Here is a 19,240-nt window from a genome sequence, read left to right on the forward strand (position 1 = left end):
CCGCGTCACCCCGTGTTGCGCCGGTAAACCATGAAATCGGTCGGCAGTGCGATCTTGTCATAAAGCGCGCGGGCGGTCTCGTTTCCGGTCTGTGTCAGCCAGTAGACCGCGGGTCGTCCGGCCGCATCTGCATCGGCATAGACCGTCTCGATCAACGCGGTCGCAACGCCTTGCCCCCGCGCCTCGGGCGCGGTGAAGAGATCCTGCAAGTAGGTCACCGGCTCGGGCCGCCAGCCATGCGGATGGGCAATGGCATGAACAAGGCCAAGCGCCGTGTCGCCCTGCCACGCGATCCAGCCGCGCATATCAAAAGTGTCCGGGTCCGAATACCGCGCGAATGTCGCGTCAAAGGTGCTGTCGGGCAGCTCGGTCTTGTAAAAGGCCAAATAGGCCCTCCAGAGCGGCTCCCACGCAGGGCGATCCTCGGGCTTGATCAAACGAATCCGATAACTCATTGGTTTGAAACGCGCCTCACGCTTGGTTTTGCTGTCGTCCCGTCAGACGCTAGGGCCTGATTGTGGCACAAATCTGGAAGGGTGCAAGCGAAGTCGCGGCCATTCGCGGGCTTGCATCGCGGGGTTGTTACCCTGCGTGTGGGCGAAGCGATTTGCGTCGGGCGGTATCCTGCCGTCATGATGGCCAGACGCAAGCGGGCAGGGAAGGGCAGACCGGAATGATCGGAATGGGGCGACACGACAGGCGATGCGGCGCGAGGGCGACGTGATCGACGCCGCGCTCATCCCTGTGCAGCGCCGCCTGCTGACGCCGCCTGCCGAGTGGCTCGCCATGCGCGGCGTGTCGGCGGATGCGCTGACACTGACGGGCTTCGCGATCGGCCTTTTCGCGGTGCCGGCCCTGGCCCTCGGGGCGCCCGGCGTTGCGTTGGTCCTGATCCTGGTGAACCGGCTGTTCGACGGGCTTGACGGGGCCGTAGCCCGGATCAACGGCGCGACCGACCGGGGCGCGTTCCTCGATATCGCGCTCGATTTCGTCTTTTACGCTCTGGTGCCGCTTGGCTTTGCCCTGGCCGATCCCGCCGCCAACGCGCTGCCCGCTGCCGTGCTGATCGCGGCCTTTGTCGGCACCGGCTCGTCTTTTCTGGCCTTCGCCTCGGTCGCGGCCAAGCGCGGGCTGTCGGCTGCGGCCTATCCTACCAAGGGCATCTACTATCTCGGCGGTCTGACCGAAGGGGCCGAGACCATCGCGCTATTCGTGGCGTTTTGCCTGTTTCCGTCGGCCTTCCCCATGCTGGCCTTTGTGTTTGCGGCGGCCTGCGCCGTAACGACCGTTCTAAGATGGCGGCAGGGCTGGATCGCCCTTGGCCGCGACGCCTGACCCCCTGACATTTCGGAGTTTTCATGCGCCTTCCCCTTTTGCTGCCGGTTCTGGCCGCGCTTTCCGCCACCCCCGCCTTGGCCGATTGGCAAGACACGCTCGACGCCGCGCGCGGGCAGACCGTCTATTTCAACGCATGGGGCGGCGATGCGCGCACCAATGCGTTTATCGAGTGGGTCGGCGACCGCACGGAAGAGCTTTACGGCGTATCTGTCCAACAGGTGCCTCTGACCGACACCGCCGAGGCGGTAACCCGCGTGATTTCGGAGCGCGCGGCAGGCCGGGATCAGGGCGGATCGGTCGATCTGATCTGGATCAACGGGCCGAATTTCCTGGCGATGCAGGCGCAAGACCTGCTTTTTGGCCCCTTTGTGCAAGACCTGCCCGATGCGCGGTATGTGGACCTGAGCGAGGGCGCGCCCGCCGCGCTCGACTTTACCACGCCCGTCAACGGGATGGAGGCGCCGTGGCGGCTGGCCAAGTTCGTGTTTACCTATGACAGCGCCCGCGTGGATCAGCCGCCAGCGACGATGGAAGAGTTCGTGCCATGGGCCGCTGCGCATCCGGGTCGCCTGACGCATCCCGATCCGACCAATTTCATGGGCGCGACCTTTCTGAAACAGGCGTTGGTGGAGCTGGCCCCCAATCCGCAGGCGCTGCAACAACCGGTGACAGAGGCCGCCTTTGCCGAAGCCACCGCGCCGCTTTGGGCGTGGTATGATGCGCTGCGCCCGAACATGTGGCGCGCGGGCCGGGCTTTTCCGGAAAATGAATCGGTCCAGCAGCAGATGCTGAACGATGGCGAAGTGGATATCGCCATGTCCTTCGATCCGGCCTCGACCGCCGCCGCCATCGACCAGGGCCTGCTGCCCGACACTGCCCGCGTCTTCGTGCCCGAGGGCGGCACCATCGGCAATGTCAGCTTCGTCGCCATCCCCTACAACGCGGCCCACGCCGAGGGCGCGCAGGTGGTGGCCAACTTCCTGCTCGACCCGGCGACGCAGGCGCATATGCAGAATATCGAGGTTCTGGGCAGTTTCTCGGTGCTCGACCCCGCGCGACTGGATGCCGGGGCGCAGGCCGCCTTTGACGCGCTGCCGACCGCGCCCGCGCTGCCGACGCTGGCCGATCTTGGCCCGACCTTGCCGGAACCCCACGCAAGCTGGATGACCCGCCTGACCGAGGAATGGGCACGGCGCTATACAGAATGACCCGGAGCGGGGCCGAGGGCCGAACGCTCCGCGCTGTCGTTCTGACAGTTTTGATCGTGGCCGTTCTTGGCCCCATCGCGGCGGGGCTGTGGCAAAGCCTGCGGGCCGGTCTTGGGGTGTTGCCCGCCATCGGGGCCGAGACCCTGTCGCTTGACCCATGGCGCGCACTGGTCGATTTGCCCGGCTTTGGCACCAGCCTGCGCCTGACGCTGTGGACCGGGTTTGCAGCGACAGGATTGGCCCTGTTGCTGGCTGTCGGGGTCTGCGCTGCCGTTCATGACCGGATGGACCGCCGCGCCTCTGGCCGTCTGCTGGCACCGTTCCTTGCTGCGCCGCACGCGGCCATGGCCATCGGGCTGGCCTTCCTGCTGGCCCCCTCGGGCTGGATCGCGCGGGCACTGGCGCCGGTCATGGGCTGGGACCGGCCACCGATGCTGGAGACGGTCAATGACCCATGGGGTCTGGCGCTGATCGTCGGGCTGGTGGCCAAGGAATTGCCGTTCCTGCTCTTGGTCATCCTCTCGGCACTCAGCCAGATCCCGGTGCGCGCGCAGATGGCGGCGGGGCGGGCGCTTGGCTATGGGCGCGGGATCGTGTGGATCAAGGTGATCATGCCGCAGGTCTGGCCGCTCATTCGCTTGCCGGTGATGGTGGTGCTGGCCTTTTCACTGTCGGTCGTGGACGTGGCGCTGATCCTCGGGCCGTCCAATCCGCCGACGCTGGCGGTGCGGCTGCTGCGGCTCTTCTCCGATCCCGACATCTTTCAGCTTCTGCCCGCCTCGGCGGGGGCGATTCTGCAAGCGCTGCTGGCGTTGGCGGGCTTTGCGGTGCTGTGGCTCTGCGACCGGGCAGGCCGCGTCATCGGCCTGTGGTGGGTCCGGCGCGGCGGACGCGGCCTGTCGGCGGAACCGGGGCTGTGGCTGGCCACGGGTCTGGCGACGGCGCTGATGATCCTCGGCGCGCTGGCCATGGTGTCGCTGCTGGTCTGGTCCGTCGCGTGGCGCTGGCCGTGGCCGGGGCTGCTGCCAGACAGTTGGTCGCTGCGTCCATGGACCGGGGCCGGGCAGGGGGTAACGCGGGCGCTGATGAATACCGTGACCCTTGCGCTCAGCACAACGGCCCTGTCGCTGACCCTTGCCATCGCGTGGCTGGAGGGCGAGGACCGGGGCCATTTTCCCCGCGCCAAATGGGCCGAGCGCTTGATTTACCTGCCGCTTCTGGTGCCGCAGATCGCCTTTCTCTACGGGTTGAACGTGCTGGTGTTGCGCCTTGGGGCGGCACCCGGACTTGTCCCTGTGGTCTGGGCGCAGGCGCTTTTCGTCTTTCCTTACGTGATGATCGCGCTCTCTGACCCGTGGCGCGCGCTCGACCCCGGTTTGCCGCGCGCGGCGGCGGCGCTTGGGGCGGGGCCATGGCGCAGGCTGTGGCGGGTCAAGCTGCCGGTGCTGTTGACGCCGATCCTGACGGCGTCGGCCATCGGCGTGGCGGTTTCGGTCGCGCAATACCTGCCCACCCTGTTTCTTGGCGGTGGCCGCGTGGCGACGCTGACGACCGAGGCGGTGACGCTCTCCTCCGGCTCTGATCGGCGGATCACCGGGGTCTATGCCAGCCTTCAGGCCGGTTTGCCGTTCGCGGCCTATCTTGCGGCCTTCCTGATCCCGGCGCTGCGCTTTCGAAACCGCCGCGCCTTGTCCGGGGCAGCCGCATGAGCCTGAACCTGCACGATCTGTCGGTGCGGTTCGGGGCCGGGCCGCTCTTTCCGCCGGTCACGCTGAACGCCGCCCCCGGCACGATCACCACGGTGATGGGGCCGTCAGGCGTGGGCAAGTCCACGCTGCTCGATGCCATCGGAGGCCATTTGGCGCGCGGTGCGACGGTGGTCGGGCGGGTCGAGCTGAACGGGCGCGATGTGACCCGTCTGCCGGCAGAGGCGCGTTGCATCGGCCTGATGTTTCAGGACGCGGGCCTGTTTCCGCACCTGTCGGTTGGCGACAACCTCGCCTTCGGTCTGCCCCATGCGCTGAAGGGCCGGGCCGCGCGGCGGCAGGCGGTCGCGGACGCGCTGGCGCAGGCGGGCCTGTCCGGCATGGACGGGCGCGATCCGGCGACGCTGTCGGGCGGGCAGCGGGCGCGGGCGGCGCTGATGCGCACGCTTTTGGCCGAACCGCAGGCGCTGTTGCTGGATGAGCCGTTTTCCAAGCTCGACACCGGGCTGCGCGGCGAAATCCGCGCCTTTACCTTCGCGCATATCGCCAAGCGGGGCATTCCCGCGCTGATGGTCTCTCACGATCCGGCGGATGCCGAGGCGGCGGGTGGCCCCCTTCTTACCCTGTCACAGGAGCAGACATGACCCGATCCAAAGAGGCCCTCGTGGCCTGTCTCGCAACGCTGGTCATCGCGGGTCTGGCCTTGGCCGGGTTGCCCGAGGCGCTTGGCGCGCATCCGTGGTGGGCGGTCAAGACCGGGGTCGGTGGCGCGGTTGGCGGTGCGCTTGCCTATGGTGTGCTGAGGGGTTTGGGCCTTGGGCGGCGGCCGGTCGCGTTGCTGGCGGGGCTGGCCTTGCCGGGGGCGTTGGCGGCGGCTTATTTCGGCAAGGTGGGGTTCGTCAATTCCTTTGCCGAAAACCACCTGGCCGGTCGTTTCTGGTTCCTGGGCTGGATCGCCACGGCAGCTGCGGCGACGGCACTGGTTGCGGCGCTGTTGAGTGTCGTGTGGCGCAAGCTGTCGCGGTAACTGTCGGGGGCAGCCCGAAACAGCGATGCCGGGGCCTTTCCTGACCGATTCCGGTCGAATCCCCGCGATATGGGGCAGGGGGCCGGGCTTTGGGCTTGCAAGCCCGCTCAGGCATGCCTAGAAGGCCACAGATTTTCTACCCCCCGTCGCGCCATGCGGGCGCCACGGGCCCGGAGAGCGAGGAATAAGATGCAGGTCAATGAGACCCTGAACGACGGGCTGAAGCGCGGCTACGAGATCACGATCACCGGGGCGGAACTGGACGCCAAGGTGAACGAAAAGCTGGCCGAGGCGCAGCCGGAAATCGAAATGAAGGGCTTTCGCAAAGGCAAGGTGCCGATGCCGCTTCTGAAGAAGCAGTTTGGTCCGCGTCTTGTCGGCGAAGCCATGCAGGAAACCGTCGATGGCGCGATGCAGTCGCATCTTGACGAGTCCGGCGACCGCCCGGCGATGCAGCCGGAAGTGAAGATGGTCAACGAGGACTGGAAAGAGGGCGACGATGTCGTCGTCGCCATGTCCTATGAAAAGCTGCCCGAGATCCCCGAGATCGACTACAAGGCGCTGAGCCTTGAGAAGATGGTCGTGGCCCCGGCCGAGGACGACGTGCAGGACGCGCTCAAGAACCTCGCCGAGTCGGCCCAGAACTTCGAGGCCAAGGACGGCGCCGCCGAAGATGGCGATCAGGTCGTGATCGACTTCGTGGGCAAGGTCGATGACGAAGCCTTCGAAGGGGGCTCTGCCGAAGACTACCCGCTGGTTCTGGGGTCCAACAGCTTCATCCCCGGTTTCGAAGAGCAGTTGGTCGGTGTGAAAGCCGGTGACGAGAAGGCCGTCGAGGTTTCCTTCCCCGAGGAATACGGTGCCGAGCATCTGGCTGGCAAAGCCGCTGTCTTCGACTGCACCGTCAAAGAGGTCAAAGCCCCGGTCGCCGCCGAGATCGACGACGAGCTGGCCCAGAAATACGGTGCAGAAGACCTCGCCGCGCTGAAAGGCCAGATCGAAGAGCGTCTGAAATCCGAATATGCCGGTGCTGCCCGCGCGATCATGAAGCGCAAGCTTCTCGATCAACTCGACGACGCCGTGCAATTCGATCTGCCGCCGTCGCTGGTCGATGCAGAGGCCAAGCAGATCGCGCACCAGCTGTGGCACGAAGAGAACCCCGAGGTTCACGATCACAACCACGGTGAGATCGAGACGACCGAAGAGCACACCAAGCTGGCCGAGCGCCGCGTGCGCCTTGGCCTGTTGCTGGCCGAGCTGGGTCAGAAGAACGAGGTTCAGGTCACCGACGCCGAGATGACGCAGGCCATCATGAACCAGGCGCGCCAGTATCCGGGTCAGGAACGTCAGTTCTTCGAGTTCATCCAGCAAAATCAGCAGGCACAGCAGCAACTGCGCGCGCCGCTGTTCGAAGACAAGGTTGTTGATTTCGTCTTTGAAATGGCCGACATCACCGAAAAGGAAGTCTCGAAAGACGAGCTTCAGAAAGCTGTCGAAGAGCTGGAAGACGAGTAATCTTCCCCGCCTTCGGGCGACCGGGACAGAGGGGCTGCGGGCAACCGCGGCCCTTTTTTTATGGGGGGCTTTGCGGGCTGCGGCCCCCGAAAGCGCTGTCGTGGCCAAGGTCATTTCACGCGCCCTGTCGCGTTGGAAAAAGACCGTTTCTGCCGACCTTGCACATTTTTCTTTAGGAATCTTACCCGGTGCGGGTCTATCCTTGCGCGTGACATGCTGCCAATACTGACTGAATCCAGAATTATTTGAACCATTTACGCTCTTCGGAGCACCTACCAGCAGACGGACCACGCGTTCGTCGTTGTGTTCAACACGGGGCGCTGGCCTGCCATAGGGCCACGCTGCGGATACCGGACCCCAGCCCTGCTTGGGGCATCCGGTTGGTAGGCTGAAAGGGGAGGGAGGAAGATGACCCGTTTCGACGCCATCGTCCTGAAATGTCAGGAGGGCGCCCAAGCCCTGCCTGCCGCCCTTGACCCCGGTCATCATGCCGCCGGAGTCGGTCTGTCAGAATACACCAATGCCGGAGTCAGCCCGCTCGGGTCTGGTCTGGTTCATGGCCCCGGAATCCGGGACGGGGCCAAGCCGATTGACGAAGATCATGGGCGATCGGCGAACTGGGACGCATACTACCATGGTCAACACCCACGCCTCTTGGAGGAATACCAGTGAGATACCTAGCCACGGCCATTCTCGGCCTCTTCGCCATGACAGCGGCAGCCGCCGCCTGTCCGACATATAGCCAGACCGGTGCAAGCTACACCTACACCGGTCAGCAACTCTACAGCCCGCAGAGCTTCGGCGTCGTTGCCGGTGGGCCGAACAACATCAACAACTGTAACGTTCCCGGTGTCAGCCGCACGGGCTATGTCACCTCGGCCCCGGATTTCAGCTTCTACCTGTCCGGCATGGACCAGTATTACCTGGTGGCCGATGTCGTGTCCCAGTGCGACGCGGTGCTGCTGGTGAATACCGCCAACGCCACCTGGATGTTCGACGACGATTCGAACGGCAATCTCGACCCGCGCCTCGAAATCCGCGGGGCCAACAACCTCAACGGTCGAGTGGACGTTTGGGTCGGCACCTATAACGGCACCTATTGCGACGCGACCCTGAACATGGAGACGTGGTACGCACAGGCCCCGACGCCGACGCCCACGCCGACCCCCACGCCGACGCCGCAGCCCGCTGGCGGTTGCCCGACCTACTCGCTGACGGGTCAGCCGATCTACGTCTCGGGCCAGCAACTCTATGCGCCGCAGACCTACTCGGTACAGGCCGGTGGCTCGACCAACATTTCCAGCTGTGGTGTCGGTGGTCGTGGCTATGCCTATGCCGCGCCGAACTACTCCTTCTACCTCTCGGGAATGGAGAATTACGGGCGGCTCGAAATTCAGGTGCAGGCAAGCTGTGACACCACGCTGCTGGTGAACGCCCCCGATACCACCTGGTATTTCGACGACGATTCGAACGGCAACCTGCAACCGATGCTGAACATCCCGTCTTCGGGCGCATTGAATGGCCGTCTCGATGTTTGGATCGGCACCTATGGCGGCGGAAGCTGCCCGGCGTCGGTCGAGATGGAGACCTGGTATGATGGTGGCTTCACGCCGCAACCCCAGCCTCAGCCGCAACCCCAGCCGCAACCCCAGCCGCAACCGCAACCCCAGCCGCAACCCACCGGATCCTGCCCGACCTGGTCGGTGCCCGGCACCACGGTGTACGCAACCGGTCAGCAGCTCTACAGCCCGACGAACTACAACGTTCAGGCTGGCGGAAACTACGACATCTCGGGCTGCGGTGTGGGCGGCTTCGGCTATGCCTATTCGCAACCGCACCTGTCGTTCAACCTGTCAGGGATGGAAAACTATGGCCGTCTCGAAATTCAGGTGACGTCGAGCTGCGATACCACGCTGCTGGTCAACACGCCGACCACCCAGTGGTTCTTCGACGACGATTCGAACGGCAGCCTGCAACCGATGCTGAACATCCCGTCCTCGAACGCGCTCAACGGCCGTCTGGATGTGTGGGTGGGGTCGTATAACGGCTCGACCTGCCCGGCGACGGTGGAAATGGAGACTTGGTACAACTGAGACCCGGTCTATTGATCCCGGCGGGGGCCGTCCATGTGGCGGCCCCCTCCACCAAGCGGGGCAAAATTGCATCCCATACCACCCTTGCCCTCCCCGCATGATGATTTTTGCCAACCATGGGCGAGGCCAGCCCGCATCGGGACGCGTCATTCAAGGACCGTTGCTGGCGATCAACACCCAAGACATCGCTTGGGGGTATAGTCGGTTCAGAGGTTCCGGGGATGCCCCCTGCTTCGACAACGCTGAAGGCCCTTGGCCCTTGGAAAGGGTGAAAAAGTCAAACGACCCACAATAAAAGTGTAGACACGACACTTAAGCCGGGTTACAAAGTGTGTGCATGACAACATTAGGAGATACCCCAATGCGTACTATTCTCTCTGCTTTCCTCGTTCTCATTTCGCTTACGGCCGTCGCCTCGGCCTGTCCGACCATCAGCCAAGGGCGTCAGACCTTTTCGGTGACTGGTCAATACCTTTACACCCCGCGCTCCTACGGTGTGGTCGCCGGTGGCGGTCAGAACCTGCGCAACTGTGGCTTCAACCACACCGGTTACGTGATCTCGCAGCCCGACTTCTCGTTCTACACCTCGGGCATGGCGCCCTATGGCCGTCTGGAAATCCAGGTGACGCAAGCCGCTTGCGACACCCTTCTTCTGGTGAATTCGGCCAACGCCGGCTGGTTCTTCGACGATGACAGCGGCGGCAACCTGCTTCCCACCGTCAACCTCTACGGCACTTCGAACACCCAAGGTCGGGTTGACGTCTGGGTCGGCACCTACGGCCCCTCGACCTGCTCGGCCACGCTGGAAATGGAAACCTGGTACAACTGATCCCAGGCCCCTGATTGCCGATACACCCTTGTTCAAGGCCGGATTATTCCGGCCTTGACCCTTCCGGGGCGGAGAGTCACCATTCCCCCGGATCATTTCCAAAAGTGCCTAAGACTTTGCCCAAAGCCCCAATGGGAGACCCCGCCATGAAAACCCTTCTTCTGTCCTCTGCGATCCTGATGGCCGGAGGCGCTGCTGCCTTCGCGTGCCCCAGCTACATGCAGCCCGGTGCGACCTATTCTTTCTCTGGTGATCAACTCGTTACGCCACAATCGGCCCCGGTGGTCGCTGGCGGCCCGTTCTCTGTCCAATCCTGTGGTTTGCCCGGTCTTGGCTATGTTGCGCAGGTTCCGGATTTCTCGCTGATGCTCAGCAACATGGACATGTATTCCCTTGATATGTCCGTGGTATCGGAATGCGACGCGACCCTGCTGGTCAATACCGTCAACACCACCTGGATGTTCGACGATGACTCCAACGGCAACCTCGATCCGGCGATGACCATCTCGGGGCCTGAAAACCTGAATGGTCGCGTCGATGTCTGGGTCGGCACCTATGGCGGTCAGACCTGCAACGCGCAGTTGACCATCCAGACCGTGCCCGCGGCCACCACCATGCCGGCCCCGTCGCCGGGATTCTCGCCCGCAGATGGCAGCCAGCCTGCTCCTGCACCTGCGCCTGCACCTGCACCTGCGCCCGCCCCGGCTCCGGCGCCCGCACCTGCGCCCGCCCCGGCTCCGGCGCCCGCACCTGCGCCCGCCCCGGCTCCGGCGCCCGCACCCGCTCCGGCGCCCGCACCCGCCCCGGCTCCGGCACCCACACCCGCACCCGCCCCTGCGCCGAGCGACGGCAAGTAAGCCAGACCGGTCCCAAGATCACAAAGAGGTCCGCCCCGACGGGGGCGGGCCTTTTTCATTGGCTGGCGCTGCGCACAAAAAAACCGCGCCCGGAAAGGCGCGGTTCTCACTGTCCCTCGAAAGGGAGTGTCGGATCAGGCTTCTTCGTCCGAGCCGTCTTCCGATGCGCCGGCGGGCTCTTCGCCCCGCTCGTCGTCGTCGTCATTCGCGGCAGAGCCGATTTCGTCGAACAGTTCGGCGATCTCGAAGTCCGCGGCGGCCTCGGCCTCGGCGGCCAGATCCTGGATCGACTTGCCCGATGCCTGAAGCTCGGCCTCTTCGGGCGAGCGGGCGACGTTGAGCTCGATATCGACCTCAACTTCGGGGTGCAGGCGGACATGCACGATGTGCAGGCCCAGATCCTTGATCGGACGCGACAGGGCAACCTGCTTGCGGTCCAGCGAGAAGCCAGCCTCGGTGGCCGAGTCGGCGGCGTCACGGGTGGTAACCGAGCCGTAGAGCGCGCCCGAGTCGGATGCCGACCGGATCACGATGAACTGCTGACCGTTGAGACGGGCGGCAAGATCTTCTGCTTCTTTCTTGGTCTCCAGATTGCGCGCTTCCAGTTGCGCTTTCTGGGCCTCGAACGACTTGATGTTGTTGTCATTGGCGCGAAGCGCCTTGCGCTGCGGCAGCAGGTAGTTGCGCGCGTAGCCTTCCTTGACGGAAACCACATCGCCCATCTGACCAAGCTTGGCCACGCGTTCCAGAAGGATAACGTCCATGGGTCAGTCTCCTTACTTCACGGCGTAGGGCAGCAGGGCCAGGAACCGGGCGCGCTTGATGGCGCGGGCCAATTGACGCTGGTTCTTTGCCCCTACGGCGGTGATACGGGACGGCACGATCTTGCCACGCTCAGAGATGTAGCGTTGCAGCAGACGCGTGTCCTTGTAGTCGATTTTCGGCGCATTGTCGCCCGCGAACGGGTCGGTCTTGCGGCGGCGGAAAAACGGTTTTGCGGCCATTTTGAAAGTCCTTCCCTATGGATTAGCGGCGCTCGCGGCGACCTTCACGGTCGTCCCGCTTCTGCATCTGGGCCGAGGGGCCTTCGGCGTGCTCGTCGACCTTGATGGTCAGAACGCGCATCACGTCATCATGCAGGCGCATCAGGCGTTCCATTTCCTGCACGGCGGACGACGGCGCGTCGGTGCGCAGGAAGGCATAGTGGCCCTTGCGGTTCTTGTTGATCTTGTAGGCCATCGTCTTGACGCCCCAGTACTCGGAATCGACGACCGTGCCGCCGTTATCCGAGAGAACCGCGCCAAAATGTTCGATAAGGCCTTCGGCTTGCGCATTGGACAGATCCTGGCGCGCAATCATCACATGCTCGTAGAGAGGCATGTCGTCTCCATTTTGTTCAGGGCGTGTTTCAAAGGCCCGGGGCATGTCCTCCGCCCCCCGAGCCACGAGAGACCACGCCGGTGCAATCGCATCGGCGGAGGAAGCCCGCCTTATACCGGGGATCGCGCGGGGATCAAGCCGGAAATCGACCGCGGCAGCGTCGTTGCCCTGACATTGCCCGACTGGTTAACGCGTTTTCCACGATTTAAGGAGGTTTTTGACAAAATCTTACCGCTTTTCGATCCTAGACCAGACCTGTGTTTTTCCAAGCCAGGCGTGTGGATATGAAACAGGGTTCCCTGACTGCGGCATTTCTGAAGAGCGAAGACGGCGCTGTCACGGTGGATTACGTCGTGTGGATGGCGGCGGCCTCGTTCTCGGCTGTTGCGGCGCTCGATGCCAATTACGACGCGGTTCAGATGCAGAGCCTGCATATTGCCGAGCAGTTGGACGGCAACAACATCATTTCCACAAGCTTTGAGGATTTCGCCACCATCGGCACCGACCGCAGCGCCTCCGGCGGCGCGGGCGGGCAGGGCGGCGGCGGGGCTCCGGGCGATCCCGAGGATGCGCAGGACGCATCCGATCACGGTGGGTCTGACTCCGGTGACGCTTCGGGCGATGTGGCGGATAACGGCAATGGCGACGGGCAGGACCACGGCAACAGTGGCGATGGCGAAGACCACGGCGATAGCGGCGACGGTGAAGACCACGGCGATAGCGGCGACGGTGAAGACCACGGCGACAATGGCGATGGCGAAGACCACGGCAACAGTGGCGATGGCGAGGGCCATGGCGACAGCGGCGATGGTGAGGACCACGGCGATAGCGGCGATGGTGAAGACCACGGCGACAGTGGCGATGGTGAGGACCACGGCGATAGCGGCGATGGTGAAGACCATGGCGACAGTGGCGACGGTGAAGACCACGGCGATAGCGGCGATGGTGAGGACCACGGCGATAGCGGCGATGGTGAGGACCATGGCGACAGTGGCGACGGTGAAGACCACGGCGACAGTGGCGATGGTGAGGACCATGGCGACAGTGGCGATGGCGAAGACCGTGGCGACAATGGCGATGGTGAGGACCACGGCAACAGTGGAAACGGCAATAACGGCCATGGCAATGATTCCGACGGGTGCGACTCGTCGAACCCCGGCAACGCGCCGCAATGCGCCGGCGATGACACCGACGATGATGGAACGCCCGGAAATGGCGGTGGCAATGGCAACGGTCGCAACGATTGACCGTGTTGGGTGACCAGCGATAGCGGCCACCGCTGACGACCGTGCCCTGTGCGTGCCCCTCAGGCCGTTCCCAACCGGCGCGCCCTTGCCCTGAGCCGCCCGTTTTCCTGTCGATCCGGGTGCGACGGCGCCCTTGACCCTCACCCGGCCATTTACAAATTCAACAATTTACCTAAGGTAACCCCAAGGGTTGTTTTCCCCGCGGGCTTTGAGATGGCGTGAGTTGGATTACCTTTTTGCCTGCGTTTCGAGCATGGTGACATGGACCACAACGGTGCAATGAACTGGACGCAGATCAAACGCCTCGCGCGGGGGTTGAACCTGCCATCCATCCACGAGGACACCCGCGCTGACGGGTTCCCCTGTTTGCGCGCGCATGGTCGTCTCTGGACATGGTGGGATGAAACGCTCGGCGCGCCCGGCTTTCGCCTGCCATCCGGCGAGCGGGATTTCCTGATTGCCTCCGACCCCGAAGCCTTTTTCGTAACTGACGCCGAGGCGGCCTTTAACCATGTGCTGGCGCGCCCGGAATTGCTTGACCCGCTTTGGGTGCGCGGCAATCTGAGCCTCAGTTGGCGCGCCTTGGCGCCCGCCCTGTTCACCCGGCTCTTCCCCGGCGAAGGGCCGCCGGTGCCGGAATTCATGGAACATTGAGCGCAGGGCACGGATCGCGGTGTCGCAAGGGAATTGCGCCGAGGCCGCGCTTGGGGTAGCCCCGTTGCGATCGAGATTTACGAACGGAGCGGTATCGCGCATGACCAGAGCCTTCCTCTTTCCGGGCCAAGGCGCCCAGACCATCGGCATGGGCAAGGCCCTCGCAGACGAGTACCCCGCCGCGCGGGCCGTGTTCGACGCGGTGGACGAGGCCTTGGGCGAAAAGCTGTCGACCCTGATCTGGGAAGGCGAGCAGGATCAACTGACCCTGACGCAGAACGCGCAACCGGCGCTGATGGCAACCTCGCTGGCGGCAATGGCCGCGCTGGAGGCCGAAGGCGTGACGGTCGCGGCCGCCGGGTTTGTCGCGGGCCATTCGCTTGGCGAATATTCCGCGCTATGCGCCGCCGGGGCGCTGTCGCTGGGCGATACCGCGCGGCTGTTGCGCATTCGCGGCAAGGCCATGCAAGAGGCGGTGCCGGTGGGCGTCGGCGCGATGGCCGCGCTGTTGGGGCTGGATTTCACGGGCGCCACCAAGGTCGCCGCCGAAGCCGCGCAAGGGCAGGTCTGCCAAGCGGCCAATGACAACGACCCCGGTCAGGTGGTGGTCTCGGGCCACCGCGAGGCGGTGGAACGCGCGGTGGAGCTGGCCAAGGCCGCCGGGGCGAAACGCGCGGTGATGCTGCCGGTGTCGGCGCCGTTCCACTGCACGCTGATGGAGCCTGCCGCCGACGCGATGGCCGAAGCGCTGAGCCATGTCGATATCCATGAACCCAAGGTGCCGCTGGTCGGCAACGTGGTGGCCTCGGCCGAACGGTCGGCCACGCTGATCCGCAACCATCTGGTCGATCAGGTCACCGGGTCCGTCCGCTGGCGCGAAAGCATCGCGTGGATGGCGGCCAATGGCGTGACCGAAACCTGGGAAATCGGCGCGGGCAAGGCGCTGACCGGCATGGTGCGCCGCATCGACCGGTCGCTGGCGACGCGGCAGGTCGGCACGCCCGACGAGGTGCGCGCTGCCGCGGCGGCGTTCAACGCGGCGTGACTGCAAGACTTGAAGGCGAGGGAACACTGAAAAATGTTTGATTTGACTGGGAAAAATGCGCTGATCACGGGCGCTTCGGGGGGCATTGGCGCCGATATCGCCCGTGCGCTGCACGCCGCTGGCGCCACGGTGGGCCTGTCGGGCACGCGGCTGGCCCCGCTGGAGGCGCTTGCCGCCGACCTGGGCGGGCGCGCCCATGTGCTGCCCTGCAACCTGTCCGATCCCGAGGCAGTCGCCGCACTGCCGAAGCAGGCGGCGGACGCCATGGGTTCGGTCGATATCCTTGTGAACAACGCGGGCATCACCCGCGACAACCTGTTCATGCGGATGTCGGATGACGAGTGGCAGTCGGTGCTGGACGTGAACCTGACCGCGACCATGAAGTTGTGCAAGGGCGTGCTGCGCGGCATGATGAAATCCCGCTGGGGCCGCATCGTCAATATTTCGTCCGTGGTGGGCACGACCGGCAATCCGGGGCAAGCCAACTATGCCGCGTCAAAGGCGGGGATGATCGGCATGTCCAAGTCGCTGGCCTATGAAGTGGCTAGCCGGGGCATCACCGTGAACGCGGTTGCGCCCGGCTTCATCGAAACCGCGATGACCGACAAGCTGACCGACGACCAGAAATCCAAGATCCTGACGCAGATCCCGGCGGGCCGGATGGGCAAGCCGACGGAAATCGCCAGCGCGGTCCTGTTCCTCGCCTCTGACGAAGCGGGCTATCTGACCGGCACCACCATGCATGTGAATGGCGGCATGGCGATGATCTGACGGCGCTGCCCTTTGCAACGTCACGGCCCGGGGGAGAAACCGTTCTTGCCCGGGCCTTTTCTTGTCTGGGCCCCAGACCGAAAGGGGCGTGCCATCGTGCGCAGCAACCGTCGGGGGGCAATCCGGCGCAGCGCCGGGTGATGGCGCGCCAGCCACCGCACAACGCGGCCCGCGGCCAGACCGGCGCCAAGGGCCACCAGCCCCAGCAAAAGGGCCACGACCCCCGGCAGATAGGGCAAAGCGTGCAGACCGATGCGCAGAGACGCGAAGAGAGACGACATCATCCTTTATCCCGCGGGTTGAGGCAGCTAGGGTAGCATTTACGCGCCGCGCCTTTCGAATCCGTAAACGGCGGCACCGGAACAGGCCTGCTATCGGGAAATGTAATTTCCAAGCAAACCCCGTTGCCTTCGATTGGAGATGTGCTATAGGCGGCGCAGATTTTGCCGGAGGGCGTTCGCGCCAGTCGGTAGTTGGGCCTTGGGCCTGTTGACCCGCCGACTTCGGCGAATTGAAGATCGAAGGCGCCTGAAACGGCTTTCGACGAAACTGGATGAGGATCGAAAAGATGAGCGACATCGCAGATCGCGTGAAGAAAATCGTTGTCGAGCACCTGAGCGTTGAAGAAGACAAGGTGACCGAAAACGCCTCCTTCATTGATGACCTGGGCGCTGACTCCCTCGACACTGTCGAGCTGGTGATGGCCTTCGAAGAAGAGTTTGGCATCGAGATTCCGGACGACGCGGCAGAAACCATCCAGACCTTTGGCGACGCAGTGAAATTCATCACCGAAGCCTCCTGATCCGGTTGCGATCAGTCACGGATTTTGCAGACGGCACCCCAAGGGGTGCCGTTTTGCGTTCGTCGCGGGCGTTTTTCCCTCCGGCAAGGGCCGGGCTGGGGATTGCCCAAGGGGGGCGCTTGACGGTATCACACCGCGACTAGCCTAAAGAGAGGGGCAGAATATGCGTCGAGTTGTTGTCACTGGTCTGGGGATGGTTTCGCCACTTGCGTGCGGAACCGAAGAAACCTGGAGCCGCCTGTTGGCCGGGGAATCGGGGGCGGGCACCATCCAGCGTTTCGACGCCTCGCACCTGGCCACCAGCTATGCCTGCGAAGTGCCCTTGGGCGACGGCAGCAATGGCACCTTCAACCCCGATGACTGGATGTCCCCGAAGGAACGGCGCAAGGTCGATGACTTCATCCTGTTTGGCATGGCCGCAGCGGATCAGGCGGTGCGTGATGCGGGTTGGACGCCCGAGGACGAGGAAGATCGCCTGCGAACCGGGGTTTTGATCGGTTCGGGCATCGGCGGCTTGTCGTCGATCGCGGACACGGCTGTTCTTCTGAAAGAAAAGGGGCCGCGCCGGGTCTCGCCCTTCTTTATTCCGGGCTCTCTGATCAACCTGATCTCGGGGCAGGTTTCGATCCGTTACGGCTTCAAGGGGCCGAACCACGCGGTTGTGACCGCCTGTTCCACCGGCGCCCATGCCATCGGCGATGCAGCACGGCTGATTCAATGGGGCGATGCGGACGTGATGGTCGCGGGTGGCGCGGAAGCGGCGATTTGCGAGATCGGGATCGCGGGCTTCAACGCCTGCAAGGCGCTGTCGACCAAGCGCGGGGACGACCCCGAACACGCCAGCCGCCCCTATGACGCGGACCGCGACGGATTTGTCATGGGCGAGGGCGCGGGCGTGGTGGTGCTGGAAGATTACGAGCACGCCAAGGCGCGCGGCGCCAAGATCTATGCCGAAATCCTGGGCTATGGCCTGTCGGGCGATGCCTATCACATCACCGCCCCGGCCGAGGATGGCGATGGCGGCTATCGCGCGATGGTCGCGGCGCTGAAGCGGGCCGGGATCGCACCCGACGCGGTGGATTACATCAACGCGCATGGCACCTCGACCATGGCCGACACGATCGAATTGGGCGCAGTGGAGCGGCTGCTGGGCGACAAGGCCGGAATGGCCACCATGTCCTCGACCAAATCCTCCATCGGGCACCTTCTGGGGGCTGCGGGTGCTGTCGAGGCGATCTTCTCGATCCTTGCCATCCGCGATCAGGTGGCGCCTCCGACGATCAATCTCGACACTCCGGCAGTGACGCCCAAGCTGAACCTCGCGGCGAATGCCAAGCATGAGCGTGAGGTCAACGTGGTGCTCTCGAACAGTTTTGGCTTTGGCGGCACCAATGCAAGCCTCGTCATGGGGAAGGTTTCTGACTGATGTGGAAACATGTCGCTGCCAACGGGATGAGCCTGCTCATCGTGGCGTTCATCGCCTTCGCGGGCCTGATCGCCTGGGGGCAGCGGCAGTATGTCGGCGATGGGCCGCTGCCTGACCCCACCTATTTCGAGGTGGAGCGCGGCGCGACCCTGACGGCCGTGTCCGAAGATCTGGCTGCGGCCGGGATCATTTCCAGTTCGACGATTTTCCGCCTTGGCGCCCGCTATACCGAGCGGTCGGACGCGCTGAGGTTCGGCAATTACGAGATCCCGGCGCATGTTTCGATGGACGAGGTGATGACGATCCTGAGTTCCGGTGCGCCCTCGACCTATCGCTATGTCGCCAGCTATGTGATCCGTGGGCAGGGCAATGGCGAGTTGCGCCTGCGCGAGCGGGTGCCGGGAACGGGCGAGATGCTGGAACTGGCCGATTTCAACTCGGAAGACGAGATTGCGCCCGCCTATCAGGCGTTGGTCGATCAGGGCGCGTCCATCGTCTATCGCGTGGTTGTTCCCGAAGGGTTGACCGTGTGGCAGATCGTGGAAGGGATGCGCGGCGCGGATTTCCTGGTCAACGATGTCGAGGATCTGACCGCAGAGGGAACGCTGGCGCCTGACACCTACGAGGTGGAGAGGGGCACCGAGATCAGCAGCATCCTGACCGATATGGCCGATGCACAAACCGGCATCCTGCTGGCGGCGTGGGGCGGTCGGGCGGAGGATCTGCCCTATGGGTCGGTGGAGGAGGCGCTGATCATGGCCTCGCTCATCGAGAAGGAAACCGGCATCGCCTCGGAACGCGACCAGATCGCGGGGGTGTTCGTGAACCGGCTTGAGGCGGGGATGCGGTTGCAGACCGACCCGACGATTATCTACGGCGAAAGCGAGGGGCGCGGCTTCCTTGGCCGGGGGATTCGGCAGAGCGAATTGGCGAATGCCGATAATCCGTGGAACACCTACCAAAACGATGGCCTGCCGCCGACGCCGATTGCCAATCCGGGCCGTGCCGCGATTGAAGCGGCGGTGAACCCGGCCGAAACGGACTACGTTTTCTTCGTGGCCGATGGCTCGGGGGGGCATGCTTTTGCCGCGACGCTGGAAGAGCACAATGCCAACGTGGCCGAATGGCGGCGTGTCGAGGCGGAGCGCAACGCGCAGGAAAACTAGGGGTTCGCCGCGCTTTGCGCGTCGATCCGCGCGACCCTTGCGGGACGCGACAGGGGCGCTCTGCCCCTGCCGCCTTCGGCAACTTTCCCGGGGGAAATTGCACAAGGAAGAAGGCAGGGTTAATTTTCCGTTGATCCACGGGGTATCGGTTAACTATTTGAAAGTAATAAACTTAT

Annotated in this window: 22 protein-coding genes; 17 read left to right on the forward strand and 5 right to left on the reverse strand. The window is 64.2% G+C overall.

All coding sequences use genetic code 11. The features are described from left to right. Positions 1-5: 5 nt before the first annotated feature. Positions 6-455 carry a GNAT family N-acetyltransferase gene (locus BKY27_RS12575; protein WP_071674840.1) on the reverse strand — a complete coding sequence of 150 codons (450 nt, stop codon included), beginning with the start codon at positions 453-455 and terminating at the stop codon, positions 6-8. Positions 456-720: 265 nt separating this feature from the next. Between BKY27_RS12575 and BKY27_RS12580 the strand changes: the two genes are divergently transcribed. From BKY27_RS12580 to BKY27_RS20380, 10 genes are all read left to right on the forward strand, one after another. Then, positions 721-1,335 (forward strand): CDP-alcohol phosphatidyltransferase family protein, encoded by a 615-nt coding sequence (locus BKY27_RS12580; RefSeq protein WP_071674928.1) that lies wholly within the window; start codon positions 721-723, stop codon positions 1,333-1,335. A 23-nt stretch (positions 1,336-1,358) separates the two neighbouring features. Continuing rightward, positions 1,359-2,546, forward strand: a complete 1,188-nt coding sequence (locus BKY27_RS12585) for an ABC transporter substrate-binding protein (RefSeq protein WP_071674841.1) — start codon at positions 1,359-1,361, stop codon at positions 2,544-2,546. Beyond that, a complete protein-coding gene (locus BKY27_RS12590) occupies positions 2,543-4,255 on the forward strand; it encodes an ABC transporter permease (protein WP_071674842.1) in 1,713 nt (570 codons plus the stop codon). The genes BKY27_RS12585 and BKY27_RS12590 overlap by 4 nt, the downstream gene beginning before the upstream one ends. Beyond that, positions 4,252-4,896, forward strand: a complete 645-nt coding sequence (locus tag BKY27_RS12595; protein ID WP_071674843.1) for an ATP-binding cassette domain-containing protein — start codon at positions 4,252-4,254, stop codon at positions 4,894-4,896. Before BKY27_RS12590 ends, BKY27_RS12595 begins: the two co-directional genes overlap by 4 nt. Beyond that, positions 4,893-5,279 carry a hypothetical protein gene (locus BKY27_RS12600; RefSeq protein ID WP_071674844.1) on the forward strand — a complete coding sequence of 129 codons (387 nt, stop codon included), beginning with the start codon at positions 4,893-4,895 and terminating at the stop codon, positions 5,277-5,279. Before BKY27_RS12595 ends, BKY27_RS12600 begins: the two co-directional genes overlap by 4 nt. Positions 5,280-5,468: 189 nt before the next feature. Further along, complete coding sequence (gene tig / locus BKY27_RS12605) at positions 5,469-6,794, forward strand: trigger factor (RefSeq protein ID WP_071674845.1); 1,326 nt, start codon at positions 5,469-5,471, stop codon at positions 6,792-6,794. Between the two features lie 408 nt (positions 6,795-7,202). Beyond that, positions 7,203-7,466, forward strand: a complete 264-nt coding sequence (locus tag BKY27_RS12610; RefSeq protein ID WP_071674846.1) for a hypothetical protein — start codon at positions 7,203-7,205, stop codon at positions 7,464-7,466. Further along, entirely contained in the window at positions 7,463-8,887 is a 1,425-nt protein-coding gene (locus BKY27_RS20255) for a hypothetical protein (RefSeq protein ID WP_071674847.1), read from the forward strand. Before BKY27_RS12610 ends, BKY27_RS20255 begins: the two co-directional genes overlap by 4 nt. A gap of 361 nt (positions 8,888-9,248) precedes the next feature. Further along, positions 9,249-9,716 carry a hypothetical protein gene (locus BKY27_RS12620; RefSeq protein WP_071674848.1) on the forward strand — a complete coding sequence of 156 codons (468 nt, stop codon included), beginning with the start codon at positions 9,249-9,251 and terminating at the stop codon, positions 9,714-9,716. 146 nt (positions 9,717-9,862) lie between these two features. Then, positions 9,863-10,573, forward strand: coding sequence for a hypothetical protein (locus BKY27_RS20380; protein WP_233491834.1), 711 nt, complete (start codon positions 9,863-9,865; stop codon positions 10,571-10,573). 134 nt (positions 10,574-10,707) lie between these two features. Here the strand turns inward: BKY27_RS20380 and rplI are convergent, their stop codons facing one another. From rplI to rpsF, 3 genes are read right to left on the reverse strand one after another with little or no spacing between them, the layout of a single operon-like run. Next, positions 10,708-11,337: a 50S ribosomal protein L9 gene (gene rplI / locus BKY27_RS12630; RefSeq protein ID WP_071674850.1), complete on the reverse strand. Its 630-nt coding sequence runs from the start codon at positions 11,335-11,337 to the stop codon at positions 10,708-10,710. A 12-nt stretch (positions 11,338-11,349) separates the two neighbouring features. Then, positions 11,350-11,577, reverse strand: coding sequence for a 30S ribosomal protein S18 (gene rpsR, locus BKY27_RS12635; protein ID WP_071674851.1), 228 nt, complete (start codon positions 11,575-11,577; stop codon positions 11,350-11,352). A gap of 22 nt (positions 11,578-11,599) precedes the next feature. Then, complete coding sequence (gene rpsF, locus BKY27_RS12640; RefSeq protein WP_071674929.1) at positions 11,600-11,953, reverse strand: 30S ribosomal protein S6; 354 nt, start codon at positions 11,951-11,953, stop codon at positions 11,600-11,602. A gap of 284 nt (positions 11,954-12,237) precedes the next feature. Between rpsF and BKY27_RS12645 the strand changes: the two genes are divergently transcribed. The 4 genes from BKY27_RS12645 to fabG all read left to right on the forward strand — a co-directional run bounded on the left by BKY27_RS12645 (position 12,238) and on the right by fabG (position 15,670). Continuing rightward, positions 12,238-13,200 (forward strand): ICP22 family protein, encoded by a 963-nt coding sequence (locus tag BKY27_RS12645; protein ID WP_071674852.1) that lies wholly within the window; start codon positions 12,238-12,240, stop codon positions 13,198-13,200. A 279-nt stretch (positions 13,201-13,479) separates the two neighbouring features. After that, positions 13,480-13,854, forward strand: coding sequence for a hypothetical protein (locus BKY27_RS12650; RefSeq protein ID WP_158514980.1), 375 nt, complete (start codon positions 13,480-13,482; stop codon positions 13,852-13,854). Between the two features lie 100 nt (positions 13,855-13,954). After that, entirely contained in the window at positions 13,955-14,899 is a 945-nt protein-coding gene (fabD, locus tag BKY27_RS12655) for an ACP S-malonyltransferase (RefSeq protein ID WP_071674854.1), read from the forward strand. A gap of 33 nt (positions 14,900-14,932) precedes the next feature. Next, positions 14,933-15,670 (forward strand): 3-oxoacyl-[acyl-carrier-protein] reductase, encoded by a 738-nt coding sequence (gene fabG / locus BKY27_RS12660; RefSeq protein WP_071674855.1) that lies wholly within the window; start codon positions 14,933-14,935, stop codon positions 15,668-15,670. Positions 15,671-15,690: 20 nt separating this feature from the next. Here fabG and BKY27_RS12665 read toward each other — a convergent pair whose 3' ends face one another. Continuing rightward, positions 15,691-15,954, reverse strand: a complete 264-nt coding sequence (locus tag BKY27_RS12665) for a hypothetical protein (protein WP_158514981.1) — start codon at positions 15,952-15,954, stop codon at positions 15,691-15,693. Between the two features lie 284 nt (positions 15,955-16,238). On the opposite strand from BKY27_RS12665, the gene BKY27_RS12670 reads away from it, so the two are divergent. The 3 genes from BKY27_RS12670 to mltG all read left to right on the forward strand — a co-directional run bounded on the left by BKY27_RS12670 (position 16,239) and on the right by mltG (position 19,064). Further along, positions 16,239-16,472, forward strand: coding sequence for an acyl carrier protein (locus tag BKY27_RS12670; protein ID WP_071674857.1), 234 nt, complete (start codon positions 16,239-16,241; stop codon positions 16,470-16,472). Positions 16,473-16,635: 163 nt separating this feature from the next. Continuing rightward, the gene (gene fabF / locus BKY27_RS12675; protein ID WP_071674858.1) at positions 16,636-17,898 is read left to right on the forward strand and encodes a beta-ketoacyl-ACP synthase II; all 1,263 of its coding nucleotides are present in this window, start codon (positions 16,636-16,638) and stop codon (positions 17,896-17,898) included. Then, on the forward strand, positions 17,898-19,064 hold the full coding sequence (mltG, locus tag BKY27_RS12680) for an endolytic transglycosylase MltG (protein ID WP_071674859.1): 1,167 nt from the start codon (positions 17,898-17,900) through the stop codon (positions 19,062-19,064). The genes fabF and mltG overlap by 1 nt, the downstream gene beginning before the upstream one ends. The last annotated feature ends 176 nt before the right edge of the window (positions 19,065-19,240 follow it).

Origin of the sequence: Nioella nitratireducens (genome assembly GCF_001879715.1) — a bacterium.
GTDB lineage: Bacteria > Pseudomonadota > Alphaproteobacteria > Rhodobacterales > Rhodobacteraceae > Nioella > Nioella nitratireducens.